Origin of the sequence: Pedobacter panaciterrae (assembly GCF_013204795.1) — a bacterium.
Classification (GTDB): Bacteria; Bacteroidota; Bacteroidia; order Sphingobacteriales; family Sphingobacteriaceae; genus Pedobacter; species Pedobacter panaciterrae.
The window spans coordinates 103,523-128,411 of the sequence record NZ_JABMKW010000018.1 but is presented as its reverse complement, the minus strand read 5'-3'; the positions used below and the strand labels follow the sequence as shown (position 1 = coordinate 128,411).

The following is a 24,889-nucleotide window of genomic DNA, read 5'->3' as shown; positions in this document are numbered from 1 at the left end:
ACTTATTTCTTTGATGGTTGATATACGGCAACTGCGACTCTCGAATCAGCACATCCATAGTATAGAAACCATTTTTGCTGATGGAAAATAAGCCCTTCTACAAATACAGTTCCTGCCGGATATTGTCCGCTTTTTTCAAAAGACTCTGTAGGCACAAAGAAAGGTTTGTCTAACCGGTCAATTACTTTTTCGGGATTTTTAGCATCAAAAAGAACTTGCCCGGCTGCATAGGTATTGGCGGTATAGTTTTTATCGGCATTGTCGCCAGATGCGTTTTTTCCATTGTACAATACCAGTATTCCTTTGTCGGTTAACAAGGCCGGAGGACCTGCTTCTGTGAGGTCACTGTCGAAATAGTTTTTTCTTGGTTTGATCAGTTCCTTGATCTTTCCTTCTGCATCCAGTGCAGGTGCCCAGTTTACAAGATCATCGGAGGTTGCGGCGTTCAGAAACTTTTCGCCCCAGTACATCAGGTATTTTCCATTCACTTTTGCGATGACCTGTTTTCCATTTACCAGTTGGGTAACGATGGAGGCAGATTTGGTGAACATGTTATAAAATTTACCATTGTAGGCCTTTGCAAATGCAGGCCCGTGTTTGGTCCATTTAATGAGGTCTTTAGAAGTGGCAACACCAAGGCGGGCAACTTTTTTGTTCCACTGTGTGTAAAACATGACATAAGTGCCATCGCTGGTTACGGCTATTCTGGGATCTTCGCATCCACCCGGATTTTCAAGCTCTTTTTGGCTATCGTTGCCGGGATAAAACACAGGTTCAGCTTTCCTTTTAAAGGTTAATCCATCTGTGCTATATGCGTATCCAAGTCTGGATGTTCTGTGGCCGATTCCAACACCTGATTTGTCTTCTGCCCTGTAAAGCACCACAATTTCTTTTCCTTTTACAGTGGCTGCAGGGTTAAAAGTGTCGTTAGATTCCCAGTCGACATATTTACCTGAAAGTGGATCAAGAAAGGTTGTGCTGGTGTTGGGTGAAATGATTGGATTTACACCGGCAGGTCTTAGGAAAGGACCTAAAGCCCAGTCGGGCAATTTTTCGGCAGCAGTTTGAGCCTTGGTTTTTTCTGCAGGGAGCAGGAAAAGGAAGCCGATTAAGGCGTATGGGAAAAACTTCTTCATATTATTTTGTTCCGAATTGTTTGTTTGGTTGTGCGCCCATGATCAATTCCAGTTTACCTCCGCGGATGATATCCTGATGGTCTAAATAGGCCTTGTTATACGGCTTGCCGTTAAGCTTAGCGCTTTGGATGTAGATGTTTTGTGCACTGTTGTTCTTAGCCTCAATAGTGAAGCTTCCGCCTTTATAAAAGTTTGGATCGAGCCTGATCTCCATTTTGCTGAAAACCGGGCTGGTAAGCTCATATCTGGTGCTTCCCGGGGTAATGGGGTGGAAGCCACTGGCAGCCAATACGTACCAGGCCGACATCTGTCCTACGTCTTCATTTCCAACTAATCCTTCGACGGCGTTGTGATAGGCACGACTACAGATTGCCCTGGTCCATTTTTGTGTAAGCCATGGAGCGCCAACTCTGTTAAACAGAAAGGGTACATGATGTACCGGTTCATTGGCGTGGTTGTAATAATCGTTCCACATCATGTTTTGAGGGACTTTCTCAAAGAAATTGGTGAGATCTGCCAATACTTTTTCTTTACCACCCATTAAAGCGGTCATTCCTTCTATATCCTGAGGTACAAACCAGCCTTGCTGATATGGGTTGGCTTCTACAGATCCGTACCATTGTTTTAACCGGCCTTCTTCTGGCCAGGGTTGCCATTTACCATCTTTATCTTTGGGTCTGAACCATCCTTTTTCGGCATCAAATATGTTTTTGTACGATTGCGACCGTTTAAAATACTTTTGCTGATCGCCGGGCTTTTTTAAAGCTTCGGCCATTTTAGAAACACACCATTCAAAATAGGCATATTCGAGGGTGTTTGAGATGCCGAAAGGTTCATATGCGTATCCCAGTTCTCCGTTCCCATATTTCTCTACACTGTTTACGGAAAGCTCATATGCTTTTGTAACATTGAAATTTCTTAAGCCTTTGGCGTAAGCATCAGCAATTACGGATACAGCAGGATTGCCAATCATACAGCCACTGTAAGCATTGAGAAATTCCCAGCGCTCCAGGTAGTTTTCCTGTTTCTCATCGGCAAGGGTAACCAATGAATTTATCATATCGGTTACCACGGTGGGGTTAATGACAGTTTGTAAGGGCATTTGGCTTCTGAATACATCCCATCCGCTGAAGATGGTTCTTTTGGTAAAGCCATCTGCTTTATGTGCCTTATGATCGCCACCGTAATATTGCCCATCTGCATCCTGAAATGTGCGGGGATCGATCTGCGTGTGATACAGGGCAGTGTAGAACACTGTCTTTTCTTCTTCAGTGCCGCCTTCGACTTTTATTTTTGACAGCGATTCGTTCCATAGTTTCCTGGCATTGGCTTTTACTTTGTCGAAATCCCAACCCTGGATGTCGGTATTGAGATTCAGCTTTGCACCATCTATGCTTACGAAGGAGATACCGCTTTTCATGGTGACCTGCTCGTTTTCGCTGGTCTCAAATTCAGTGAAAAAACCTAGGTGCTTTCCTTCTTTTTCATTTATGTTGTTTAAAACAGCAGCCTCTGCTACCTTTTGCTGGTATTTATCGCTGGTAACTTCTTCTAGCTTTCTTTTCCAGTCGCCTGGAATATCGGCCGACCATATGCCATATTGTGTTAAAGGCTTGCTGAATTCTGCGTAAAAATAAACGGTATAGTCGGCCTTTCCATCACCATTTCCCCATCCGCCGCCGTCAGGAGTACATTTCATCCATCCCTGAATGGTATTTTTGTTTACAACTTTGATGTATTGAATTGTGGAGGTTCCCCCAACTCTTCGGGCCAGGTCAATTTGTATGCGCGATTGTTTGTTTTGAGGAAAAGTAAAGCGCAGCATTCCACTTCGTTTGGCTGCGGTTGCTTCTGCTTTGATGTGGTTTTCTGTGAGCATTACCGAGTAATAGCCTGCAGAAGCCTGTTCAGATTGCTTGTCATAATTTGAACGGTAACCGGATTTGGTGTCGCCCGGTTTACCTGCACTGGTTTGAAGCTTTCCGATGGTTGGCATTACCAGGAAATTTCCCAGATCTCCGTACCAGCCTATGCCACTCATTTGGGTAAATGCAAAGCCCTCAATAGAAGTATGCTCGTTACTGTAGCCGGAACCGTTATCGCCACCGGTAATGGTATTGGGGCTTACCTGAACCATTCCGTATGGAGTGGTGGCTCCCGGGAAGGTTTTACCCAAGCCATGATAGGTGCCAGCAGCATCGGCACTGGTGCTTGCACCAATAAAGGGGTTAACATAGTCGGCCGGCAGTTTTTTGTCGGGGTTTTTATATGCCGAAAGGGTAACTGTAAGAATAAGGAGGAGAAAGAGTTTGAAGTGTTTCATTTGGTTAGTAGTACTTGTTTATAAAGCTGCCGTCATCTCGACATTCCTTCATCTGGACATTGCGTCATCTCGACTCCAGGAGAGATCTCTTGCATCAGCATAACCAAGAGATCTCTCCTGGAGTCGAGATGACGGCAAACCTAAATTAAGACAAAATAAAGCGTTTTAGCAAATCGATCAAATTTGATACAAAAGTTTTTATGGATTATGATTAAAAATTATTAACTCACACTTATTATGAGAAAAATAATTTTATTTCTGTTCGGTGTTTTGTTGTATGCCCAGGGTTTTGCCCAGGAGACGACGTATGAAACCAAGAAAGACATCGGCTATTACCCGGCATCAACCAAAGGGGATGCCTATCGTGAGGAAAGGTGTAAGCTGGATGTGTATTACCCTAAAAATAAAACGAATAGCTCAACGATAGTCTGGTTTCATGGTGGCGGCCTGACCGGAGGCAACAAGGAAATGCCAAGAGAATTGCTGGAAAAGGGCTTTATTGTAATTGCAGTAGGTTACAGGCTGTCGCCTAAAGCACTTGTAAAAGATATTATTGAAGATGCAACGGCATCTGTAGCATGGACCTTTAATAACATTGCGAAATATGGAGGAAATAATAAGCTGATTTTTGTTTCGGGCCATTCGGCCGGAGCTTACCTTGGCATGATGCTGACCTTAGATAAAAAATACCTTGCCGCGTACAACATAGATGCCGATTCCATAGCAGGATTGATTCCTTTTAGCGGACAGGCCATTACCCACTTTACGGTAAGACAGGAGCGGAAAATAAAAGATGTTCAGCCCATAATTGACGAATATGCCCCGTTATATCACGTTCGCCCAACTGCGCCGCCGATGCTATTGCTTACCGGCGACAGAGAAATGGAAATGCTGGGGCGTTATGAAGAAAATGCCTATCTGGCAAGGATGATGAAATTAGCAGGGAATAAGACCACAGTTCTGCATGAGCTACAGGGATATGGGCATGATATGGTTTATCCAGCTATTCCTTTGCTGATAAAAGAAGTAAACAGGCTAACTAAAGAGATTAAGACAACTAAAAAGATCGGCTTATAGCCAATTGCTTAGGAATTGCTTCATCGCATCTTTATACTGTTCTCCGATTGTGATATTGATGCCGCCGATTTGTACGGTATTTTTGGTAACGGCATCAATTTTATCGAGAGAGATGATAAATGAGCGGTGCACCCTCATGAAAAGGCGGGTGGGGAGTTTATCTTCCAGCGATTTCAGCGTAATCAGGGATAACAAGGGTTTGGTTTCATTAGCGAGATGGATCTTTGCATAGTCTTTTAACCCCTCGATGTAAACGATATCTTTTATGGCCACCCGAACCAGCTGATATTCGACTTTTAGAAAAATGTATTCCTCATTATCGGCGGCCGGTTGTTTGACCGTTAACAGCTCTGCATATGTTTTGGCTTTGTTGGCTGCTTTTAAGAACTCCTCATAATCATAAGGTTTTAAAAGGTAGTCGAGCGCATCCACTTTATATCCTTCTATCGCATAATTGTTAAAGGCGGTGGTAAAGATTACCCTTGGTTTTACGTTTCCCGGTTTATTTTCCAGTGTTCTGGCCAGTTGGATGCCGGTTAGATCGGGCATTTGTATGTCAAGAAAAATAAGGTCTATGTGCTGATTGTGCAAAGCCTCTAAAGCCTTTATGCCGCTCGAAAAGCTTCCCGCCAGTTTTAAGAAAGGCGTTTGCTCAATAAAACTACAGATCAGGCCAAGGGCCAGGGGCTCATCATCAACTGCTATGCAATTCAGTATCATCGAGGGTTAGGTTTAAGTTAACAATAAATGCTTTGGCATCTTCTGTGGTATGGGCACTAAAGGTGTGCCTACCGGGATATAACAATTCAAGCCTTCTTTTGGTGTTGCTTAAGCCAATTCCACCGTATTCGTCGGCGGTCATCGAATTGTTTTTAAAAATGGAGTTTTTTACGACCATTGTTAGTTCTTTATCCTGCAATTCGAGCGATATGGATATGGTAGAGGGCTCAGTTGTACTGACTCCATATTTAAAGGCATTTTCGATATAGGGAAGGAACAGCATGGGTGCGATCTGAGGGTCGGACTTAAGTGTCGGCTCCTCAAAAACCACAGTAGTTGTATCGTTTAAACGCAGTTTCATGAGTTCAATGTAATCGACAATAAAAGAAACTTCTTTGCTGAGCGGGGTTTTGCCCGACTGCGTTTCGTAAAGCAGGTAGCGCATCATGCGCGACAACTTGTGTAGCGCTTTCCTGGATTTATCGACATCCACGTGCGTTAACGCATAAATGTTGTTTAAGGTGTTAAAAAAGAAATGAGGATTGATCTGTGCTTTTAGAAAGGACAGTTCTGAACCGATCTTTTCTTTCTCGAGGGCCTCTCTGCTTTGTTTATCGGCCTGCCATTTCTGAATCAGGGTAACGCTGGTACTGATACCTACCATAAATAAGGTCATCATGATCTGGAAAACATCAATTCTATCTGATCTTTTTGGCGGCCGGGGTATTCCTAATTCACGAAACGCCTTTGACATCAACTCAGGTAGATTCAGTGCGTTATCTATGATCTTTACGAAGGGGCCGGCTAAAATGGCTATGGCCAGAATAACCAATACAAAGGTGAGTGTTTTGTTTTTTAGCAGGAGCTGAGGGACAAGGATTTTGCTGTTTACATAAAATACAGCGATTAACATCACCAGGATACAGCCCTGCTTAACCCAGAATTGAGGAGGTAATGTGATATTCCATGATAAAGGCTGGTGAAAAAGAAGCACGAAAGCAAATAGCATCCATGAAAATACATGGAGTAATATGCTAAGATAGGAACGGCTTTTTAGGGAAACCATTGGTTTAAAATTTAATGATTATTAAGTGTGTACAAGGTAGGGAACCTATCCAGATAAGTGCAAATGTTTCCGTCGATTCATAACAGCCCTCCGTCGATGTGTTTGATATGCCGGTCTATCGCGTTTTTTTTAGAGGCTAAATAGCTGTTGATTTGACCAGTTAATACGGTTTTTTATATAGAGATATGTCAAAATTAACAATGAAAATTCTGCTGCTTTTAGCCGTCACCTGTTTTAGCCTCCGGGGCTTTAGTCAGGATACCGCATTAAAAGTATTGCCGCCGATCTGGGATCTGGAAGCATGCCTGCAGTACGCAAAGACAAATAACATTCAGCTTAAGAGTTTGCAACTGGATAAGCAAAGCGCCCAGCAGGATAAGTTGCTGGCAGAATCGGCATTGTTGCCTGATCTATATGGCTCGGCTTCGCAATCCTTTAATCATTATAACATGGCTACCAATGGGAATTCCGGTGGCCTTAATTATTCGGGGTCATATGGCTTGAGTTCTTCGTGGACGCTATATAAAGGAGGCTACCTTAAAACAGATATAAAGCAAAAAGATTTGTCGGTCCAGTCGGCCAACTTCGCCATTCTGGAAAATGAAAACGACATCACCTTACAGATCACGCAGGCTTACCTGAGTATACTTGTAGATAAGGAGAGTATCATTTACAATGAGGACCTGGTAAAAACATCCCAGGCCCAGCTTGAACAGGCAAAACGCCAGTTTGCGGCAGGATCGGTGGCCCGTAAAGTCGTGGCACAGTTTGAGGCACAGCTGGCATCGGATAAATACAACCTGACGACTTCACAGAATGCCCAGCGCCAGGATAAAATATCCCTAAAGCAGTTGTTGCAGTTGCCGGATGCTAAAGATTTTGATGTAGTAAAACCAGATACTGTAATTTCGACAGCAAGCATCACCGATCTGAGCACCGTACAGCAATATGCTTTGCAAAACCGCCCGGAAATAAAGAATGCAGAACTGGGCGTACAGATTTCGGACCTTGGGCTTACCAAAGCCAAAGCAGGTTATCTGCCCTCGTTAACACTGGGTGCAGGCATGGGGACAAGTTATGCGAAAGACCCAAACTATAATGCCTTTAGACAGTTTGATAATAACTTTTATCAGCAGGCGGGCTTAACCTTGTCCATCCCAATTTTTACAAAAAGGCAAAATAAAACCAATGTTGCCAAAGCAAAGATTGATATCGCGCAATCTAAACTAGCTCTGGAAAACACAAAAACCACGCTGGCCCTGAATACAGAGAAAGCCTACATCAATGCGCAGAATTCGCAGGGTCAGTTCGCATCAGCAGCAGAGCAATTGAAATTTAACCAGGAAGTGTACCGTATTGCCAATCAGGAATTAAAGATTGGGGTTGCAAATATTGTAGACTTCTACCAGCAAAGGAATTTATATGTACAGGCCATGCAATCGTACATACAAGCAAAATATAATGCGGCTCTGGCTGCAAGAATCTATGAGTTTTACTTAGGAACACCCATTAAATTATAAGTCATGAAGTCCAGAAAAATTATTCTAATCATTATCTCCATTATAGTTGTACTTGGTTTAGTATGGTACTTCTTTTTGAGGATTAAGGAACAGCCCGTAATGCTGACCAAAGAGCAGCCTTCGAGAGGTTCAATTTCAACAAGTGTAACTGCTACCGGAACGGTGCAGCCGGTGGATACCGTTACCGTAGGTACGCAGGTATCGGGAACCATTTCTGCATTATATGCCGATTTTAACTCAACCGTTAAGAAAGGACAGTTACTTGCAGAATTGGATAAGACACTAATACAGGCCACAGTTGATCAGGCGAAAGCCAGTTTGGCACAATCTCAAAGTAACCAGACCTATCAGCAGGCAAACTTTAGTCGCCAGAAGCAATTGTTTGAAACAGGATCAATCAGCAAAGCAGAATACGATCAGGCTTTAAATACCTTGCAGGTAGCAACCGCTAATGTAAGTAATGCAAAGGCACAGCTGAGATCGGCAGAAAGGAACCTTTCCTTTACGCAGATTTATTCTCCAATAGATGGGGTGGTATTAGGGCGAAGCGTTAGTATAGGGCAAACTGTTGCGGCGAGCTTTAATACCCCAACAATTTTTACCATTGCCAAAGACATTACGAAAATGCAGGTTCAGGCAAAAGTGGACGAGGCAGATATAGGCAATGTAGTTAAAGGCCAGCGATCAACTTTTACCGTTGATGCCTTTATCGACGATACTTTTAACGGAACAGTAAAGGACATTAGATTGCAGCCGTCCATATCAGCAAACGTAGTTACCTATGCCACCCTGATTGATGCGCCAAATGATGATAAGAAACTAAAGCCCGGCATGACTGCGAACATTATAATTTACACCAAAGAGGTAAATGATGCTTTGCTGGTTTCGGCCCAGGCCTTAAAATTTAATCCGGATTCGAGTTTACTTAAAGAATATGAAATTGTGCCATTGCCAGGCAGAGGAATGGGGAGAAAAGGCGGTAAAGGTAGGATGAGAAAGGATACCAGCGCGACTAAGCAACTGAAAGCGCCAACCGGAGAAACAGAAAAGATGGAACCTTCTTTTGTGTGGGTATTACAAGGCAAAAAGCTTATTCAGAAAAGAATAAAAACCGGGTTGAATGACAATACACATGTAGAGGTATTGGAAGGGTTGAATGCAAATGATGTAGTGATCAGTGGTATGGAGGGCGGTTCGGCAGGAATGCCGGCAGCAGCAGCTTCAAGTCCATTTATGCCAAAAAGACCAGGAGGAAACAGACGATGAGCAACAAGATCCTTCAAATAGAAAATGTAAAGCGTGAGTTTAAAATGGGTACCGAAACGGTGAGGGCCTTAAAGGGGGTTTCATTTGATGTGGATTCGGGCGAGTTTTTAACCATAATGGGAAGCAGCGGGTCTGGTAAAACCACTTTGCTGAATATGCTGGGCTGTTTGGATAAGCCTACAGAGGGAACTTATATGCTCGATAATGTAAACGTAAAAGAGCTGACCAGAGACGAACTGGCAAAATTAAGGAACCATAAGATTGGCTTTGTTTTCCAGTCGTACAACTTATTGCCACGTACCTCTGCGCTTGAAAATGTGGAGCTCCCATTACTGTATAACCCCACTATTGGTACCAAAGAACGGACAGAGCGCGCTATTGCAGCCTTACAGGCGGTTAAGCTTGATGGAAGGTTTGATCATATGCCAAACCAGTTGTCGGGCGGACAGCAGCAGCGTGTTGCGATTGCCAGGGCATTGGTAAACGAGCCTGTTATGATCCTTGCGGATGAGGCTACGGGAAACCTGGATACACGAACATCTTACGAGATCATGTCGCTTATGCAGGAGCTGAATCAAAACGGTAAAACCATTGTATTCGTTACCCACGAGCCGGATATTGCTGCATTTAGTACCAGGACGGTTATGCTAAGGGACGGAAAGGTTCAAAAAGATTCGATGAATAAACACATTCGCTGGGCAAAAGAAGCTTTGGCTTCTCTGCCTGCGACAGACGATTATTAAGAAGAAAATTATGAAATTTATTAATCTCATCAGACTGGCAATTAAAGCCCTGCAACGCAATAAACTACGTGCACTGTTGACCATGCTGGGCATTATTATAGGCGTGGCATCAGTAATTACGATGATGTCTATTGGCGAAGGCTCAAAGCAAAGTATCAATGCTTCGCTGGCCAGCATGGGTTCGAATATGATTACCATTATGCCCTACAGCAATGAACCCGGTGGCGCGAGGATGATGGGCAGCAGTCTTAAAACGCTTACCATTAAGGATGTAGATGCCCTGAAAAAGAATGCTGTTAATATTGCAGAAATTTCTCCGCTGGCATCTTCAAGCGGACAATCCATTAACGGTGCGGCCAACTGGCCTACTTCTATTCAGGGAGTGAGCCCGGAATACCTGGATATCAGAAAGCTATCCGTTAAAGAAGGGATCATATTTTCCGAGCAAGACGTGAGGTCCTCGGCCAAGGTCTGTTTACTGGGCAAAACAGTGGTTGATAACCTGTTCCCCAACGGAGAAGATCCGATTGGCAAGATCATCAGGTTTGGTAAAATCCCATTCCAGGTCATAGGCGTGCTAACGCCAAAAGGTACAAGTAACTTTGGCCAGGATCAGGATGATATCATTATTGCCCCGTATACGACGGTTCAGAAAAGGATTTTATCATCCATTTATTTTGGACAGATCTATGCATCGGCAACCAGTGAAGCTGCTTCGGACGCTGCGGTTGCAGAAATAACCAGTACACTTAGAGAAACGCACCGTTTAAGAGATGCTGAGGACAATGACTTTCAGGTCAGAACACAGGCGGAATTGATGACGATGATGAATTCTACAAGCAGTATGATGACTGCGCTGCTAACCGCTGTTGCCAGTATCTCGCTGGTAATTGGAGGGATAGGAATTATGAACATTATGTATGTTTCGGTTACAGAGCGTACCCGGGAAATAGGTTTGAGGATGTCGATAGGTGCAAGGGGTATAGATATTTTATTACAGTTCCTGATAGAAGCTATTGTGATTAGTGTAACCGGTGGGGTAATTGGCGTGATATTAGGAATTTCGGCGGCCCTGATTGTTCCGGCGTCATTGAACTGGCCTACTGTAATTTCTGAATTCTCTATTGTAATCTCCTTTTTGGTTTGTGCGATAACAGGAATTTTCTTTGGCTATTATCCGGCATTGAAGGCATCAAAATTAGATCCTATAGAAGCGTTAAGGTACGAGTAGGGGAAGCGGTTGTGGGGTCAATTGTCGCAGAAAATAGAGTCTTAACCTATGAATTTAGCCCGTTGATCTCAATTAACATTTGTTAACATATGAATTTATAAAATTCGCTTCCAGAATATGAAGCGAATTTTACTATTACTTGGATTTACAGGCGTCATGAGCATTAGTGCTTGGGCGCAGCGCCCGCTAAAAACGCAGGCCACAATTGATGGTTTTTACAGCCTGCCTATGGCAAGGATGCTGGATACCCTTTCGTTGAAATGCCAGACCAGGATCATTTATGAACCTGAGATGCTTAAAGATTATATGGTAACAGACCGTTACCTGAATGAACCGGTAAAGGATGTGCTGGGAAAGATTTGCCGGGAGAATAAATTGTATTACTGGCTGGATCCGGATCAGAACATTTACATCATCCGCAAGCCGGAAGATGTGGGCCGTTTAAAAAAGATAGCCGGTGATAAATCGGTGTTTAAAGAAGTGCCGTTAAACCAAACAGCGTTGCTGAAGGCAGAAGAAGTAGAAAGCAGTAAGATGGAACCATTTAAAATAAGAGGAAGGGTGGTAGACAATGCCAGTGGCGAATCTTTGCCTGCGGCAATTGTAAAAGTTCGTCATACGGGTATCAGTACAGCGACCAATGCCGATGGTTATTTTACACTTTTAAACGTGCCTTCGGATACCTGTGTACTAGATATAAACTATATCGGTTACCGCCCGGATGTATACGCATTAAATAAAGCGAACATTAAAGCAGAAGTTATTATAGAACTTTTTCCGGCGGTAAAATCACTAAATGAGGTAACCATAACCGATAAAAGGAGAGACAACGCGATGAGTACCGACAAGCGAAGGGTAAGTGTACTGCAGATTTCTCCGTCAAAACTTGAAGAACTCCCTAACATTGGAGAAAAGGATATCCTCAGGTCATTTCAGCTCATGCCGGGTATTAGTGCCAGTAATGAATCTTCGTCGGGCGCATATGTAAGGGGAGGGACTCCTGACCAAAACCTGGTGCTTTTTGATGGTTTTACGGTTTACCAGGTTGATCACCTGTATGGATTTTTCAGTGCATTTAACAGTAATGCCGTTAAAGATGTGACTTTGTATAAGGGAGGTTTCTCCGCAAAATATGGCGGGCGATTATCAAGTGTTACCGATATAGTAGGCAAAGAAGGGAATAATAAAGAAACCAATATTGCCGGAGATCTGAGCTTACTCAGTGCGAATGTGTTTTTGGAAAAACCGATCAACAGTAAATCAACGCTGTTGCTGGCTTACAGGCACTCCTATCAGGGACCATTATATAACAAGATCTTCAATAAATTCAACAGCAGCACAACTGTTGCTTCCGGACCAGGGGGTGGACGCATGGGAGGCGGCCCCCCGGGTGGCGGAGGCGGAGGTTTTGGCGGAGGTGCTACAACTGCTACCGTACCCTCGTCGTCTTTTTATGACCTGAATGCCAAATATACCTATGCGCCGGATGACAAGAACAGGTTTTCGTGGAGTATTTACCAGGGAAATGATAACCTTGACAACAGCAGGGATGTCGCATTGCCTTCGTTCTTGTCGGGCGGTGGTAGTATCAGCTCAACCGATAAAACAACTTATGGCAACCTGGGATCGAGCTTGAAGTGGTCGAGCCGATGGAACTCCAGGTTATATTCCAATACGTTGCTCAGTTATTCGAGCTATCATAGTGACAGAGACAACAGCAATACCATAACCGTTCAGGATAGCGAAGGGGTTGACCAGGAAATCTCGACAGGGACATTTGAAAAGAACAACCTTAAAGACTTTAGTTTGAAATCTGACTGGGAATGGCAGGCTGCGGGTAAATTAAAGGTGTTGTTTGGCGGATTTGCATCCAGACAAAATGTTTCTTACCAGAACAGTTTAAATGATACCAGTACCTTGATTAACCAGCATACCAAAGCGCTTACCAGTGGCGGGTATGCCGAACTGGAGATTAATCCCGTAAGTAAGTTGCAGTTGAATCCGAGTTTGCGCAGTACCTATTATGACCTTACGGGAAAAGTATATCTGGAACCCCGGTTTTCGGCAACTTATACGCTTACAGATCGCTTTACACTTAAAGGCTCAACCGGAAAATTCTATCAGTTTACAAACCGGGTAATTAAAGAAGATATTCTGGCAGGCAGCAGAGATTTCTGGGTGCTTTCTAACGGAAGTACTATTCCGGTAAGCTCTGCCCTGCATTACATAGCCGGATTTAGTTATGAAACAGACCAGTTCCTGATTGATGTAGAGGGTTATTACAAAAGCCTGGATAACCTGAGTGAATATTCGCAAAGACAAACTGGCAGGAGGATGGGGTCGGCGGGGACACTGGAAGAACATTTTTACAATGGGACCGGCTATACAAAAGGAGTTGAGTTTTTATTGCAAAAAACACACGGCAAATACACCGGCTGGCTGAGTTATACCCTCTCAAAGGCAGTAAATAATTTTGAGGTGTATGGGGGAGAGTTCCCTGCAAATCAGGACACCGGCCATGAAATTAAGCTGGTTAACGTTTATCATAACGGTAAATGGACCTTTTCTGCAACCTGGATCTATGCCACAGGTAAGCCTTATACTGCGCCCTTGACCAGCTATACGGTTAATGATTATTCCGGCAGAAGCCACACTTTCTTAACCATTAGCGAGAAAAACGGGGCCCGCATGCCGGCCTACCACAGGTTAGATGCTTCGGTTACCTATGATCTGATAAAAATTGACAGCCGCAAAACCGGGAGTATCGGGTTTTCGCTCTTCAACATCTATAACAGATCAAACATTTGGTATAAACAATACTCAATCGTAAACAATCAGGTGCTTACCTCTAATGTAAATTACCTTGGTTTCACCCCTAATATTACACTAAGCTTAAAATGGAAATAAAGATACCTACCCTACTTGCCGTTGCATTTGCCACTTTTTTTATATGCTCCTGCAAAAAGGACAGCACATTAGATGATGATTATTCCAGACCCGTGGTAGAAGGTTACCTGGTACCCGGAAAATCGGTCCTTGTGAAGGTTTATTATCAAAAATACCTTGATGATACCATCTCATTGGGTTTTCCCCTTACCGATTTAAAGCTAAAAATATCAGACGGTGCCAAAACAGTTGAACTCTCGGAGCGTACCGATGGAAACTACGTTTACAGTGATACGACTTTTATAACTGAACATAAGACCTATTCACTCAGTTTTGAGTATAACAATAAAACGATCAGCTCCGAAACTACGGTGCCTGATAAACCTACAGGCTTTGTGACTTCTGATTCGCTTCAAAAAGTACCGGTAATGGATTTTGGAACAACGCCTGCGACTTTTGTTCCGATAACCCTGAGCTGGAACAATACTACCGGCGGACATTATATGATGGTGCTGAAGAATACGGAGACCAGCAGGACAAGCACAAATCCGAGAAATAACGGTTCATACAGAGACACCGAAGTGATTCTGGGACAGGTTTCGTCCTTTCAGACCCAGCAGATGACCTTTAATTACCTGGGTAATTACTGGGTGCTGCTGTTTCATATCAATAAAGAATATAGCGATGCTTTAAATAACAATGGCGGCAGTTCATTAAACCTGACCAACCCTTATACCAACATTGTGAATGGGCTGGGCATTTTTACCTCCATGCAGGCTGACAGTTTAAAATTACGGGTGTATCAGTAATGAAGAATTCGAAATACTGGCGCTTAATAAGCGCTATGGCCCCCTTGCTCATTTGGTTGCTGGTACTGAGTTTGCCATTTCTATCGAGATTTGGAGGCGCCCCGCCAGAATTTAGAAATGACATGCTTAAAAACCTGTTCCTTTCTAATATTTTGCTCATGATCATTTTCTATGTACACAGTTTTGTGATTTATCCGATAAGAGAAAAAAAGAATGGCATGTATTTTTATGTGCTGCTGCTGGTTGTGACCTTGCTTTTGTTTATGCTGGCAAATCACTTTTTGCATCCTGAAATGCCCAGGTTTGCGGATCGGCGGATGGCCCATCCGAAACCCTTCATGAATGTATTGCCCTTCACTTTTGTGATTGTGGTTAGCTTCAGTTACCGTCTTTATATGAATAAGGTCATTCGTGATAAACATATAAAGGAACTTGAAAACATTCAACTGAAAACCGAGCTGGAATTTTTATCCTCTCAGATCAGCCCGCATTTTATGTTCAATGTGCTGAATACGCTGGTTTATATGTCGAGAAAGAAACCGGAACTGATAGAACCCTCGCTAATCAGTTTGTCGCAATTAATGCGCTATATGCTTTATGATAGTGACGAAGGCAAGATCACACTTACAGAAGAAGCAGAATACCTGAAGAACTACATCAACTTGCAATTACTAAGGTTTGGCGATGATATTCAGGTAAACCTTTACCTATCGGGGATAACTGATGAATATAGGATTGAACCGATGCTTTTAATCCCCTTTGTAGAAAATGCCTTTAAACACGGGATAGGGATGCTTCCTGATCCGATAATAGATGTTTCGATTGCCGTTGAATCCAGTAAGCTTTATATGGAAGTAATGAACGGGATTGCGCCGGTAAGAACCTGGCCATCAACATCAGATAAAAGGGATTCGGGAATTGGACTGGCCAATGTGCGCAGGCGGCTGGAGCTGATTTACCCTCAGAACCATGCATTAAAAATAGAAGAAACCGATAATACCTACGTAGCTAAACTTCAAATCAACTTATAAATGAATTGTATATTAATTGATGATGAAAGCCCGGCGCTGAAGCTGCTGGAAGATAATGTACGGCAAATACCCTATCTAAATGTGGTTGCTTCTATCCGCGGTCCGATGCAGTTATTTGATCTGATAAAGGCGCAACAGATAGACCTGCTGTTCCTGGATATTCAGATGCCGGGCATAAACGGTTTAGAGTTGTTGCGCTCGTTGAAACAACCTCCAATGGTGATTATGGTGACTGCTTATCCCGAACATGCATTAGACGGATTTAATCTGGATGTGGTGGATTATCTGGTGAAACCGGTGCCGTTTTCGAGATTTTTTAAAGCAGTTGAAAAAGCACGAGAACTTTATCAGGTGAGGCAGGTAAAGCCTAAACCGGCTCAACCGGAAAATGATCATGTATTTGTAAATGCAAATTATTCCCTTGTTAAGGTGAGGATGCAAGACATCACTTTTATTGAAGGCCTTAAAGATTATGTGCGGATCAATATACAGGATGGCAAACAGGTAATTACCAGGATGGGGCTGAAGGGGGTAGAGGAAAAGTTAAGCTCGGGAAGGTTTATGCGCATTCATAAATCATACATCATTTCTCTGGAAAAGATTGAATCTATACAAAAGACACAGGTGATTATTGCTGGTACCGAAATACCCATTGGCGAGGGATACCGCCATGCGCTGCAGGCATATGTTAATGGAAAAAATCTATAAATTTTAATAAACTCTTATGAATATTTTTAAAAATGAGACCAATAAAGGTCTGGATGTATTGTTTGTTTTTTTGATGATTACCCTGGCTATCATGTTATTCAGTTCCTGCAAAAAAGAAGCGGCGGACACCACGGGCCTTTCCTCATTAACGATTATCAATGCATCGCCTACCCTGGCTACTTATAATGCCTATCTGGATGGGACAAAAGTAATTGAGGGCGCTTTGCCATTTGGAGGTGTAATTCCATATGCTACCCTGACTGAAGGAGACCATACCCTAAAGTTTACTGCAGAAAGCGACCTAACGGCGCTGCTGAGCAAAACGATAGCAATAGAGGCCAATAAGGCCTATTCTTTTTTTGTAATTAACAAAAACGAGAACATGGATGGGCTGTTGATTTCAGATACGCCTGATGCTTATTCCACTGAAAAGGCTTTTATAAGATTTGTAAACTTATCGCCCGATGCCCCTGCGCTTGATCTGTCTTTGAATAATGATACGACAAATCTGGTTACTGACAAATCTTATAAAGCGGTTAGCAGTTTTACGGAAATTACCCCGGGAACTTATTCTTTTGATACAAAGAATGCTGCTGAAGGAACAGTCATGGGCACTTTGAGCAGTACTGTTTTAACAGCGGGGCAGTACTACACAGTTATGGCGATAGGATTGGTACAACCGAATGATGTAGAGGAATCATTTAAATTGCAAATATACACCCACAAATAAGACGTACTATTTTTCGTTTTTGCCAACCATGTAAACCTTACGGCCACATGATCCGCATGCGTATCTTTTCAGGTCAAGCCAAAATAAAAATGATTTAACTAAAGTGCCTCTTTTAACTCTCGAATCTAAGTCTCCTTGTTTGCAATAGGGGCATTTTTTGTAGGTTTTGTTGGCATTTAACCAGGTGATTTCTGAGGTTTCCATTTCTTGGACGCAATAAAATTATCGTTGAACTTAATTATTCGGTATAAATAAGTTTATTTATTATTAACAAATATAATCAATAGGTTATCGGTGGGCAAGGAAAGGAAAGAGAATTAAGTCCTGATTTATAATGCAGGACTTAATTTTGTCGGGACTTGGCATACTCAGAAGGCGTCATACCGGTATGTGACTTAAACTCAGCGAAAAAGGCACTTCTTGAGGAGAAGCCACCTTCTTTTCCTAAAGCCTCTATGGTAAGGTGTTGCCATGCAGAGGTGTTTTGCAACTTGCTTCTGACATAATCAACCCTGTAGTGATTTACAAAGGCAGTGAAACTCTTTTTGTAATGAAAATTTAATACATGTGAGAGCTGATGGGTGGGTACCCTTAGGTCGGCTGCCATCTTGGGCAGGGTTAAGCCATGCTGTTTAAATGCCTCCTGATTCCTCATGTAATCTTCAATTAACTCAAAATAAGTTTGTACTGAAGCCTCATTTGGCTGTTTCGCCTTTTTCAAAATCTTATGGAGTGTTTCGGGCTTTATATCCAGCAGATCAGCAATATATTGAGGGGGAATTCTCTGTATATTATGATTTGTTGTGCTGAGGTAGAATTCATATTTCTCCTGGGCTGACCCCATTCTTACCAGATTGGACCGCTGGTGTGCAGATTTGTAAAAGGATTCGACTATTTTTCTGATGATGATGTTCAGTTCAAATGAGGTTTGAAGCCACTGCAGCAGGTTATGTATGGGCAAGCCGATGAGATGAGAATCCTCTACAGCGTAAATACTTTCGCCGGAGGGCCCGTCGCCGTACATTCCTTTTATAGCTGAAACAGATTCACCCTCCAGGCAGATATAAGTAGTAAGTTTTTTATTTTTAAGTGTGGTATAACCAACTACCAAACCTTTAATGATGAGATATAAGTATTCGCTCGTTTCGCCCTGCTTAAGCAGGTATTCATTTTTTTTAGCCCGTACATCAAACAAACATGCTTTAATTTCGTTTTCGAGTGCTTTGGGAAGTGGGTGATAGGAAGAAAGATGATTGATGACCAGATCCATTAACTCTGGATCTGGCTTTACAAATGGTTGATGCCTTAACGCTGAGGCATTTGGCATTAGGAGGCCATTGTTTTTGTAGTTCTGCTTACGGCAATCTTTTTTACGGTATTAATAATTGCTGCTGTGTCATAACCACATAAAGCCCATAATTCGGCCTGCTCACCATGTTCAATAAAGTCATCAGGAATACCTAAACGGATTACCTGAGCATTGTAGGCATTGTCGGCCATGAATTCAAGTATTGCACTCCCCACGCCACCTTGCACACACCCATCTTCAATTGTTATGATGTGTTTGTATCTTTTAAATACATCATGAAGCATGGCCTGGTCTAAAGGTTTGGCAAAGCGAAGGTCGTAATGTGCAGGATGTATACCTTCACTATTCAATTCTTTGCATGCATCTACCGCAAAGTTACCCACGTGACCAATGGTAAGTATGGCGACATCTTCGCCGTCACAGATTTTTCTGCCTTTTCCTACTTCTAATGCTTTTAGCGGACGTTTCCAGTCGACAATAACGCCGTTTCCTCTGGGATAACGTATGGAAAAAGGCCCCATATTGTCTTGCTGTGCGGTATACATTAAATTACGTAGTTCTTCCTCGTTCATTGGGGCAGCAACCGTCATGTGAGGAATAGAACGCATATAGGCCAGATCATAAGCACCATGGTGTGTGGCACCATCGGCACCTGCCAAACCTGCGCGATCCAGACAAAAAATAACATTTAAGTTTTGTATTGCAACATCATGAATGACTTGATCATAAGCTCTTTGCATAAAGCTTGAGTAGATGTTACAAAATGGAATAAGCCCCTGAGTGGCCAATCCTGCGGAAAAAGTAACGGCATGCTGTTCTGCAATACCCACATCAAACGCACGGGCAGGCATTGCCTTCATCATGATGTTCATTGAAGATCCGGATGGCATAGCGGGAGTTACACCTACAATTTTTTTATTGGCTTCAGCCAGCTCAACCAAAGTATGGCCAAAAACATCCTGATATTTTGGAGGTTGTGGTTTATCAGGAACAGATTTTTTTATCTCTCCGGTAATTTTATCGAAAAGGCCAGGTGCATGCCACTTTGTTTGATCTTTCTCTGCCAGGGCAAAGCCTTTTCCTTTTACGGTTACACAATGTAAAAGCTTAGGGCCGGGGATCTCTTTTAAATCTTTAATGACCTGGGTTAGGCGGACCACATCGTGACCATCAACCGGGCCGAAATATCTGAAGTTCAGCGCTTCGAACAAATTACTTTGTTTAAGCAGCGTACCTTTTATACTTTTCTCAATTTTCTTGACAAACTTATGCGCATTAGGTCCAAGCTCAGAAAGCTTAATAAGCACATTAGAAATGTCATCGCGGAAGCGGTTGTAAGATTTTGAGGTAGTAATGTTTGTTAAATATTCTTTTAGTGCACCAACGTTAGGATCGATAGACATGCAGTTGTCGTTCAGTATCACTAACAGGTTTGAATTTTCAATACCGGCATGATTTAATCCTTCGAATGCCAATCCGGCGGTCATGGCACCATCTCCAATCACTGCAACGTGCTGACGATCGGTTTCTCCTTTATAGTGCGAAGCTACGGCCATGCCCAAAGCTGCTGAGATGGATGTAGAAGAGTGGCCTACACCAAAAGTATCATATTCGCTTTCACTGATTTTTGGGAAGCCACTAATGCCGTTTAATATCCGGTTGGTATGAAAAACTGACCTGCGTCCGGTAAGAATTTTGTGTCCGTAAGCCTGATGTCCAACGTCCCAGACTAATTTATCGTATGGGGTGTTTAATGCGTAATGTAAGGCTACTGTAAGCTCAACAACGCCAAGACTGGCACCAAAATGTCCACCATTTACACTAACCACATCTATAATATATTGACGAAGTTCCTTGCAAATTTGTTCAAGGTCTTGTTCCTTATACTGCTTTAAATCAGTAGGATAGTTTATGTTGGGTAGTAATGGACCGTTAATATCTTCCATGCAGGGGTTTTATCAATAGAAATACAAAGTAAGGTATTTTGTTATCAAAGTAAGAAGGAAAATTGCTAATTTTACAAAAATATACTTCGATAAATGACTAGAGATACTTTAATTTTTGATTTGATTGACAGGGAATTGGACCGTCAGGAAAATGGACTTGAACTGATAGCTTCAGAAAATTTTGTAAGCAAACAGGTAATGGAAGCCGCTGGTTCTTGTTTAACAAATAAATATGCTGAAGGCCTTCCGGGCAAAAGATATTATGGTGGATGCCAGGTAGTAGATGAGGTGGAAACCATTGCTATTGAACGCGCAAAGAAACTTTTTGGTGCGGAATGGGTGAATGTACAACCACATTCTGGTGCACAGGCAAACGCTGCTGTAATGCTTGCGGTAATTCAACCCGGAGATAAGATTTTAGGATTTGATCTTTCTCATGGTGGTCACTTAACTCATGGTTCTCCGGTTAACTTTTCAGGAAAATTGTATCATCCGTTATTTTACGGAGTTAAAAAAGAAGATGGTTTAATTGATTATGCTAAACTTGAAGAATTAGCTTTAGCTGAACGTCCAAAATTAATCATTGTTGGTGCTTCTGCTTATTCAAGAGAGTGGGATTATGCTTTTGTACGCAGTGTAGCTGATAAAATTGGCGCATTGGTAATGGCAGATATTTCTCATCCGGCAGGTCTTATTGCCCGCGGATTATTAACCAACCCGCTTCCTCATTGCCATATCGTTACCACAACTACACATAAAACATTACGTGGCCCACGTGGCGGTATGATTATGATGGGTAAGGATTTTGAAAACCCGTTTGGTTTAAAAACACCTAAAGGCGAAATCAGAATGATGTCGTCAGTATTGGATATGGCTGTTTTCCCGGGTACACAAGGTGGTCCTTTAGAGCACATTATCGCTGCAAAAGCAATTGCTTTTGGTGAAGCTTTGAGTGACGATTATTTAGCCTACGTTAAACAAGTACAGGCAAATGCACAGGCAATGGCAAAAGCATTTGTATCAAGAGGTTACGGAATTATTTCTGGTGGAACTGATAACCACCTGATGCTGATTGATTTAAGAAATAAAAATATCACAGGGAAGCTTGCTGAAAATGCACTTGAAAAAGCCGACATTACAGTAAATAAAAATATGGTTCCTTTTGATGATAAATCTCCATTTGTTACTTCGGGTATACGCGTAGGAACTGCTGCTATAACTACAAGAGGATTTAAAGAAAAAGAAATGGAACTTATTGTTGATCTGATTGACCAGGTAATTACCAACGCTGAGGACGAAAATAACCTTAAGCAGGTAAAACAAAAGGTAATTGAATTGGTAAGCAAGTTCCCCCTATATAAATAGAAAGGGAGTTATAAATTAAATGTTATCGAAGAGCCGGGATTCGTCTGCCAGTGAAAGCGAGCGTATTAAAGTATTGCATGAGTATAATATTTTGGACACCCCTTCAGAGGAGAAGTTCGACAATATTACCAAGCTTGCTACTTTAATATGTAATGCACCTATTGCGGTTATTGTTCTGGTTGATGAAAGCCGGCTCTTTTTGAAATCCTTTATCGGTATCGGCAATGGAGACGTTTCAAAGGAGGTGTCTTTTAGTGCAGAAACCATTAAAGGAAATGAGATACTTGAAATACAGGATACTTTAACCGATAAAAGATTTAAAGATCATCCTATGGTTACCGGTAAACCCGGTGTCCGTTTCTATGCAGGCGCACCCCTTCTGGATGAAAATGGTTTTAAAATAGGTGTTATTGCAGTGTTTGATGTAGTCTCACGATGCTTAACCAATGACCAGAAAGATGGTTTGGTAACACTTGCCAATGAAACCATTACCCATATTACTTTAAGAAAAAAAACAATAGAGCTGGAAGCCAAAACCAAGCGTTTTGAGGAACTGCTAAATCTTTCGACAGTTTCGCCAGAGATTCATTGTATTTTAGATTACTCAGGTAAAATCCTGTTTATAAATGATGCGGTAACCAGTATACTTGGTTATACGGTTCCCGAATCTATAGGACTAAGTATTTGGAAGTTTTGCAATAAAGAAGACATCAGCAGGTTGGTGGAAATTATTGAAGAAGGACTAAAGAAAAAGGTTAAAGAATTCAATGTAGAATTCAGGGTAAAGAGCAAGCATGGCCAGTTGCGTTGGCTGAGCTGGAATATGGTGGCCCGCCAGGGACGCTGGTATACCTATGGAAGAGACATCACCGAAAATAAACGGGTAGAGAGTGAGTTGGTAAGGCTGTCTTTTGTAGCCAGTAAGATCAATAATGCGGTGGTGATCAGCGATGCCAATAACCATGTAACCTGGGTGAACGATGCCTTTGAAAAGATCACGGGATTTACCATCAATGATTTGAAGGGGAAGCGCCTGGGTGATTTGATCATTGGCCCCAAAACGGATTTGGAGCTATTGAAAAAAGCAAGGCTCCTGATCAAACAAAACAGGTCTTTTACGGTAGACCTCCTTTCGTATAGAAAAGACGGACAACCCATTTGGTTGTCTATTTACAATACAGTGGTGCTGGATGATAAAGGAAAGGTTGATATGGAGGTGGAGATCATTATAGACATTACTGAAAAGAAAAAGGCAGAAGAAGAACTGCAGGTACTGTCTTTGGTAGCCAGTAAAACCAATACTGGAGTTAACATCTCAGATGCCGAAGGCAAAACGACCTGGATAAACCAATCCCTTAAAAAGTTAACCGGTTATTCTTTGGCCGAGCTGAAGGGCAAGGAACTGGGCGATGTGCTTTCTAAAGACGAAGCGCATAAAGAGCTGATCTTAAGCTCCCGGGCAAAGTCACTGAAAAATGAATCTTATGAGATAGAGGTACAAGCCAAAACCAAGGACAGCCAATCTATCTGGCTTTCGGTTTCCAATACCCCAATTATAAATGATAAGGGTTCGCTTGAACGTCAGATTGATCTGATCTCGGATATCACTCAGCGTAAGCAAATAGAGCATGAGTTGCTCGAGGCTAAAGAGCAGGCGTTGCAGCTGAGTGAGGCGAAGGAGATGTTCCTTTCTGTAATGAGCCACGAGATCAGGACCCCATTAAATGCAGTTATTGGGATGACCCATTTGCTGATAGATAATGATCCTAAGGCATCGCAGCTGGAAGATCTGAATGTGCTTAAATTTTCTGCGGAAAACCTTTTGCATATTATTAACGACATCCTGGATTTTACAAAAATAGAAACCGGTAATCTGGAACTGGAAGCTATACCATTAGACATTAAAAGCCTGGCCTGCGATATTGTGAACTCCTTACAAATTAATGCCGCGCAAAAAGGGGACAAGCTGACATTGGCATGTGATGATCAGATTCCGGTGAATATTCTTGGGGATAAGACCAGGTTGTATCAGATCCTGATGAACTTACTTGGAAACGCAATTAAGTTCACAGATTATGGGACGATAGAATTAAAGATTGAGCTTGTCAGCGAAAATGAAGAAGCTGTGGTGATGCGCTTTGTGGTAAAGGATAATGGTATTGGAATTCCTGAGGATAAGCAATCATACATTTTTGAAACATTTACTCAGGCTAAAACAGATATATCACGGAAGTATGGAGGCACAGGTCTTGGTTTGGCAATTACCAAAAAGCTGCTAAAGTTATATAAGTCGGACATTAAAGTAAAAAGCAAGGAAGGAAAAGGGACCGAATTCTCTTTCGATATTCAATTTAGCAAAGCGACACAAAAGACCGGACTTGTTAAATCAGTAGAACCGCCGGCCTCATTTATTGGAAAAAGGATATTGGTTGTTGATGATAATGAAATTAATATTCTGATTGCAAACCGCATACTTAGTAAATGGGGATTTGACCTTGAATTTGCCAGAAATGGTAGGGAAGCCATTGAGAAGGTAATGACAAAAACCTTTGACCTTATTTTTATGGATATTCAAATGCCAGGTATTGATGGGTTTGAGACCACAAGTATTATAAGGGAGCTGGATGATGAGTATTTTAAAACCATTCCTATAATTGCGCTTACTGCATCTACACTTCAGGATGAAAATAGCAAGTTCAAAGCTTGCGGGATGAATGGGCATATATTGAAGCCATTTAAGCCGGAAGAAATAAAGAATATTATCGCTATAAACTTCTCTAAGTAGTAAAATTGAATTGGATTTGCTGTAAAAGATAAAGGGCCGATAGTCCATTTGCATGGAATTATCGACCCTTAAATTAACGCTCTCGTAACAAAGGAACGAATTATTTCTTAATTGCCAAAAAATAAAAGACTTATTTGACAATAAAAAGTGAAAAAAGTAAAGGGCCGGTATTTCTATTAAGAATACCGACCCTTACCATCTAAATTAACGCTCTCATTAACATAAACGACCTTATCTT

General features: G+C 42.1%; 18 protein-coding genes. 12 read left to right on the top strand and 6 right to left on the bottom strand.

What is annotated here, in order from left to right; genetic code table 11:
* Positions 1-2 precede the first annotated feature (2 nt).
* The gene (locus tag HQN86_RS16215) at positions 3-1,136 is read right to left on the bottom strand and encodes a glycoside hydrolase family 130 protein (RefSeq protein ID WP_172661974.1); all 1,134 of its coding nucleotides are present in this window, start codon (positions 1,134-1,136) and stop codon (positions 3-5) included.
* Between the two features lies 1 nt (position 1,137).
* Complete coding sequence (locus tag HQN86_RS16210) at positions 1,138-3,459, bottom strand: GH92 family glycosyl hydrolase (protein ID WP_172661973.1); 2,322 nt, start codon at positions 3,457-3,459, stop codon at positions 1,138-1,140.
* 237 nt (positions 3,460-3,696) lie between these two features.
* Between HQN86_RS16210 and HQN86_RS16205 the strand changes: the two genes are divergently transcribed.
* Entirely contained in the window at positions 3,697-4,536 is an 840-nt protein-coding gene (locus tag HQN86_RS16205; protein ID WP_172661972.1) for an alpha/beta hydrolase, read from the top strand.
* Here HQN86_RS16205 and HQN86_RS16200 read toward each other — a convergent pair.
* Positions 4,531-5,256, bottom strand: coding sequence for a LytR/AlgR family response regulator transcription factor (locus HQN86_RS16200; protein ID WP_172661971.1), 726 nt, complete (start codon positions 5,254-5,256; stop codon positions 4,531-4,533). The two genes, HQN86_RS16205 and HQN86_RS16200, sit on opposite strands and share 6 nt — an antisense overlap.
* Positions 5,231-6,322 carry a sensor histidine kinase gene (locus tag HQN86_RS16195; RefSeq protein ID WP_172661970.1) on the bottom strand — a complete coding sequence of 364 codons (1,092 nt, stop codon included), beginning with the start codon at positions 6,320-6,322 and terminating at the stop codon, positions 5,231-5,233. Before HQN86_RS16195 ends, HQN86_RS16200 begins: the two co-directional genes overlap by 26 nt.
* A gap of 185 nt (positions 6,323-6,507) precedes the next feature.
* On the opposite strand from HQN86_RS16195, the gene HQN86_RS16190 reads away from it, so the two are divergent.
* From HQN86_RS16190 to HQN86_RS16150, 9 genes are all read left to right on the top strand, one after another.
* Positions 6,508-7,842 carry a TolC family protein gene (locus HQN86_RS16190; RefSeq protein ID WP_172661969.1) on the top strand — a complete coding sequence of 445 codons (1,335 nt, stop codon included), beginning with the start codon at positions 6,508-6,510 and terminating at the stop codon, positions 7,840-7,842.
* Between the two features lie 3 nt (positions 7,843-7,845).
* Complete coding sequence (locus HQN86_RS16185; protein WP_172661968.1) at positions 7,846-9,108, top strand: efflux RND transporter periplasmic adaptor subunit; 1,263 nt, start codon at positions 7,846-7,848, stop codon at positions 9,106-9,108.
* Positions 9,105-9,851, top strand: coding sequence for an ABC transporter ATP-binding protein (locus HQN86_RS16180; RefSeq protein WP_048903561.1), 747 nt, complete (start codon positions 9,105-9,107; stop codon positions 9,849-9,851). The genes HQN86_RS16185 and HQN86_RS16180 overlap by 4 nt, the downstream gene beginning before the upstream one ends.
* 10 nt (positions 9,852-9,861) lie before the next feature.
* Complete coding sequence (locus HQN86_RS16175; RefSeq protein ID WP_172661967.1) at positions 9,862-11,082, top strand: ABC transporter permease; 1,221 nt, start codon at positions 9,862-9,864, stop codon at positions 11,080-11,082.
* Between the two features lie 117 nt (positions 11,083-11,199).
* The gene (locus HQN86_RS16170) at positions 11,200-13,989 is read left to right on the top strand and encodes a TonB-dependent receptor (RefSeq protein WP_172661966.1); all 2,790 of its coding nucleotides are present in this window, start codon (positions 11,200-11,202) and stop codon (positions 13,987-13,989) included.
* Entirely contained in the window at positions 13,980-14,777 is a 798-nt protein-coding gene (locus HQN86_RS16165; protein ID WP_172661965.1) for a DUF4249 family protein, read from the top strand. The genes HQN86_RS16170 and HQN86_RS16165 overlap by 10 nt, the downstream gene beginning before the upstream one ends.
* Positions 14,777-15,808: a sensor histidine kinase gene (locus HQN86_RS16160; RefSeq protein WP_172661964.1), complete on the top strand. Its 1,032-nt coding sequence runs from the start codon at positions 14,777-14,779 to the stop codon at positions 15,806-15,808. The genes HQN86_RS16165 and HQN86_RS16160 overlap by 1 nt, the downstream gene beginning before the upstream one ends.
* The gene (locus HQN86_RS16155) at positions 15,809-16,516 is read left to right on the top strand and encodes a LytR/AlgR family response regulator transcription factor (protein WP_172661963.1); all 708 of its coding nucleotides are present in this window, start codon (positions 15,809-15,811) and stop codon (positions 16,514-16,516) included.
* Positions 16,517-16,532: 16 nt separating this feature from the next.
* On the top strand, positions 16,533-17,246 hold the full coding sequence (locus HQN86_RS16150; protein ID WP_172661962.1) for a DUF4397 domain-containing protein: 714 nt from the start codon (positions 16,533-16,535) through the stop codon (positions 17,244-17,246).
* A gap of 343 nt (positions 17,247-17,589) precedes the next feature.
* Here HQN86_RS16150 and HQN86_RS16145 read toward each other — a convergent pair whose 3' ends face one another.
* Both HQN86_RS16145 and dxs read right to left on the bottom strand, forming a co-directional pair.
* On the bottom strand, positions 17,590-18,573 hold the full coding sequence (locus HQN86_RS16145) for a helix-turn-helix domain-containing protein (RefSeq protein WP_172661961.1): 984 nt from the start codon (positions 18,571-18,573) through the stop codon (positions 17,590-17,592).
* Positions 18,573-20,501 carry a 1-deoxy-D-xylulose-5-phosphate synthase gene (gene dxs / locus HQN86_RS16140; protein ID WP_172661960.1) on the bottom strand — a complete coding sequence of 643 codons (1,929 nt, stop codon included), beginning with the start codon at positions 20,499-20,501 and terminating at the stop codon, positions 18,573-18,575. The genes HQN86_RS16145 and dxs overlap by 1 nt, the downstream gene beginning before the upstream one ends.
* 93 nt (positions 20,502-20,594) lie before the next feature.
* Between dxs and glyA the strand changes: the two genes are divergently transcribed.
* Entirely contained in the window at positions 20,595-21,866 is a 1,272-nt protein-coding gene (gene glyA / locus HQN86_RS16135; RefSeq protein ID WP_172661959.1) for a serine hydroxymethyltransferase, read from the top strand.
* 19 nt (positions 21,867-21,885) lie between these two features.
* A complete protein-coding gene (locus HQN86_RS16130) occupies positions 21,886-24,651 on the top strand; it encodes a PAS domain S-box protein (RefSeq protein WP_172661958.1) in 2,766 nt (921 codons plus the stop codon).
* The last annotated feature ends 238 nt before the right edge of the window (positions 24,652-24,889 follow it).

Bases quoted from the DNA above. Each gene is read 5' to 3' on its own strand.
- HQN86_RS16215 (WP_172661974.1), bottom strand. From the start codon at position 1,136: ATGAAGAAGTTTTTCCCATACGCCTTAATCGGCTTCCTTTTCCTGCTC.
- HQN86_RS16210 (WP_172661973.1), bottom strand. From the start codon at position 3,459: ATGAAACACTTCAAACTCTTTCTCCTCCTTATTCTTACAGTTACCCTT.
- HQN86_RS16205 (WP_172661972.1), top strand. From the start codon at position 3,697: ATGAGAAAAATAATTTTATTTCTGTTCGGTGTTTTGTTGTATGCCCAG.
- HQN86_RS16200 (WP_172661971.1), bottom strand. From the start codon at position 5,256: ATGATACTGAATTGCATAGCAGTTGATGATGAGCCCCTGGCCCTTGGC.
- HQN86_RS16195 (WP_172661970.1), bottom strand. From the start codon at position 6,322: ATGGTTTCCCTAAAAAGCCGTTCCTATCTTAGCATATTACTCCATGTA.
- HQN86_RS16190 (WP_172661969.1), top strand. From the start codon at position 6,508: ATGTCAAAATTAACAATGAAAATTCTGCTGCTTTTAGCCGTCACCTGT.
- HQN86_RS16185 (WP_172661968.1), top strand. From the start codon at position 7,846: ATGAAGTCCAGAAAAATTATTCTAATCATTATCTCCATTATAGTTGTA.
- HQN86_RS16180 (WP_048903561.1), top strand. From the start codon at position 9,105: ATGAGCAACAAGATCCTTCAAATAGAAAATGTAAAGCGTGAGTTTAAA.
- HQN86_RS16175 (WP_172661967.1), top strand. From the start codon at position 9,862: ATGAAATTTATTAATCTCATCAGACTGGCAATTAAAGCCCTGCAACGC.
- HQN86_RS16170 (WP_172661966.1), top strand. From the start codon at position 11,200: ATGAAGCGAATTTTACTATTACTTGGATTTACAGGCGTCATGAGCATT.
- HQN86_RS16165 (WP_172661965.1), top strand. From the start codon at position 13,980: ATGGAAATAAAGATACCTACCCTACTTGCCGTTGCATTTGCCACTTTT.
- HQN86_RS16160 (WP_172661964.1), top strand. From the start codon at position 14,777: ATGAAGAATTCGAAATACTGGCGCTTAATAAGCGCTATGGCCCCCTTG.
- HQN86_RS16155 (WP_172661963.1), top strand. From the start codon at position 15,809: ATGAATTGTATATTAATTGATGATGAAAGCCCGGCGCTGAAGCTGCTG.
- HQN86_RS16150 (WP_172661962.1), top strand. From the start codon at position 16,533: ATGAATATTTTTAAAAATGAGACCAATAAAGGTCTGGATGTATTGTTT.
- HQN86_RS16145 (WP_172661961.1), bottom strand. From the start codon at position 18,573: ATGCCAAATGCCTCAGCGTTAAGGCATCAACCATTTGTAAAGCCAGAT.
- dxs (WP_172661960.1), bottom strand. From the start codon at position 20,501: ATGGAAGATATTAACGGTCCATTACTACCCAACATAAACTATCCTACT.
- glyA (WP_172661959.1), top strand. From the start codon at position 20,595: ATGACTAGAGATACTTTAATTTTTGATTTGATTGACAGGGAATTGGAC.
- HQN86_RS16130 (WP_172661958.1), top strand. From the start codon at position 21,886: ATGTTATCGAAGAGCCGGGATTCGTCTGCCAGTGAAAGCGAGCGTATT.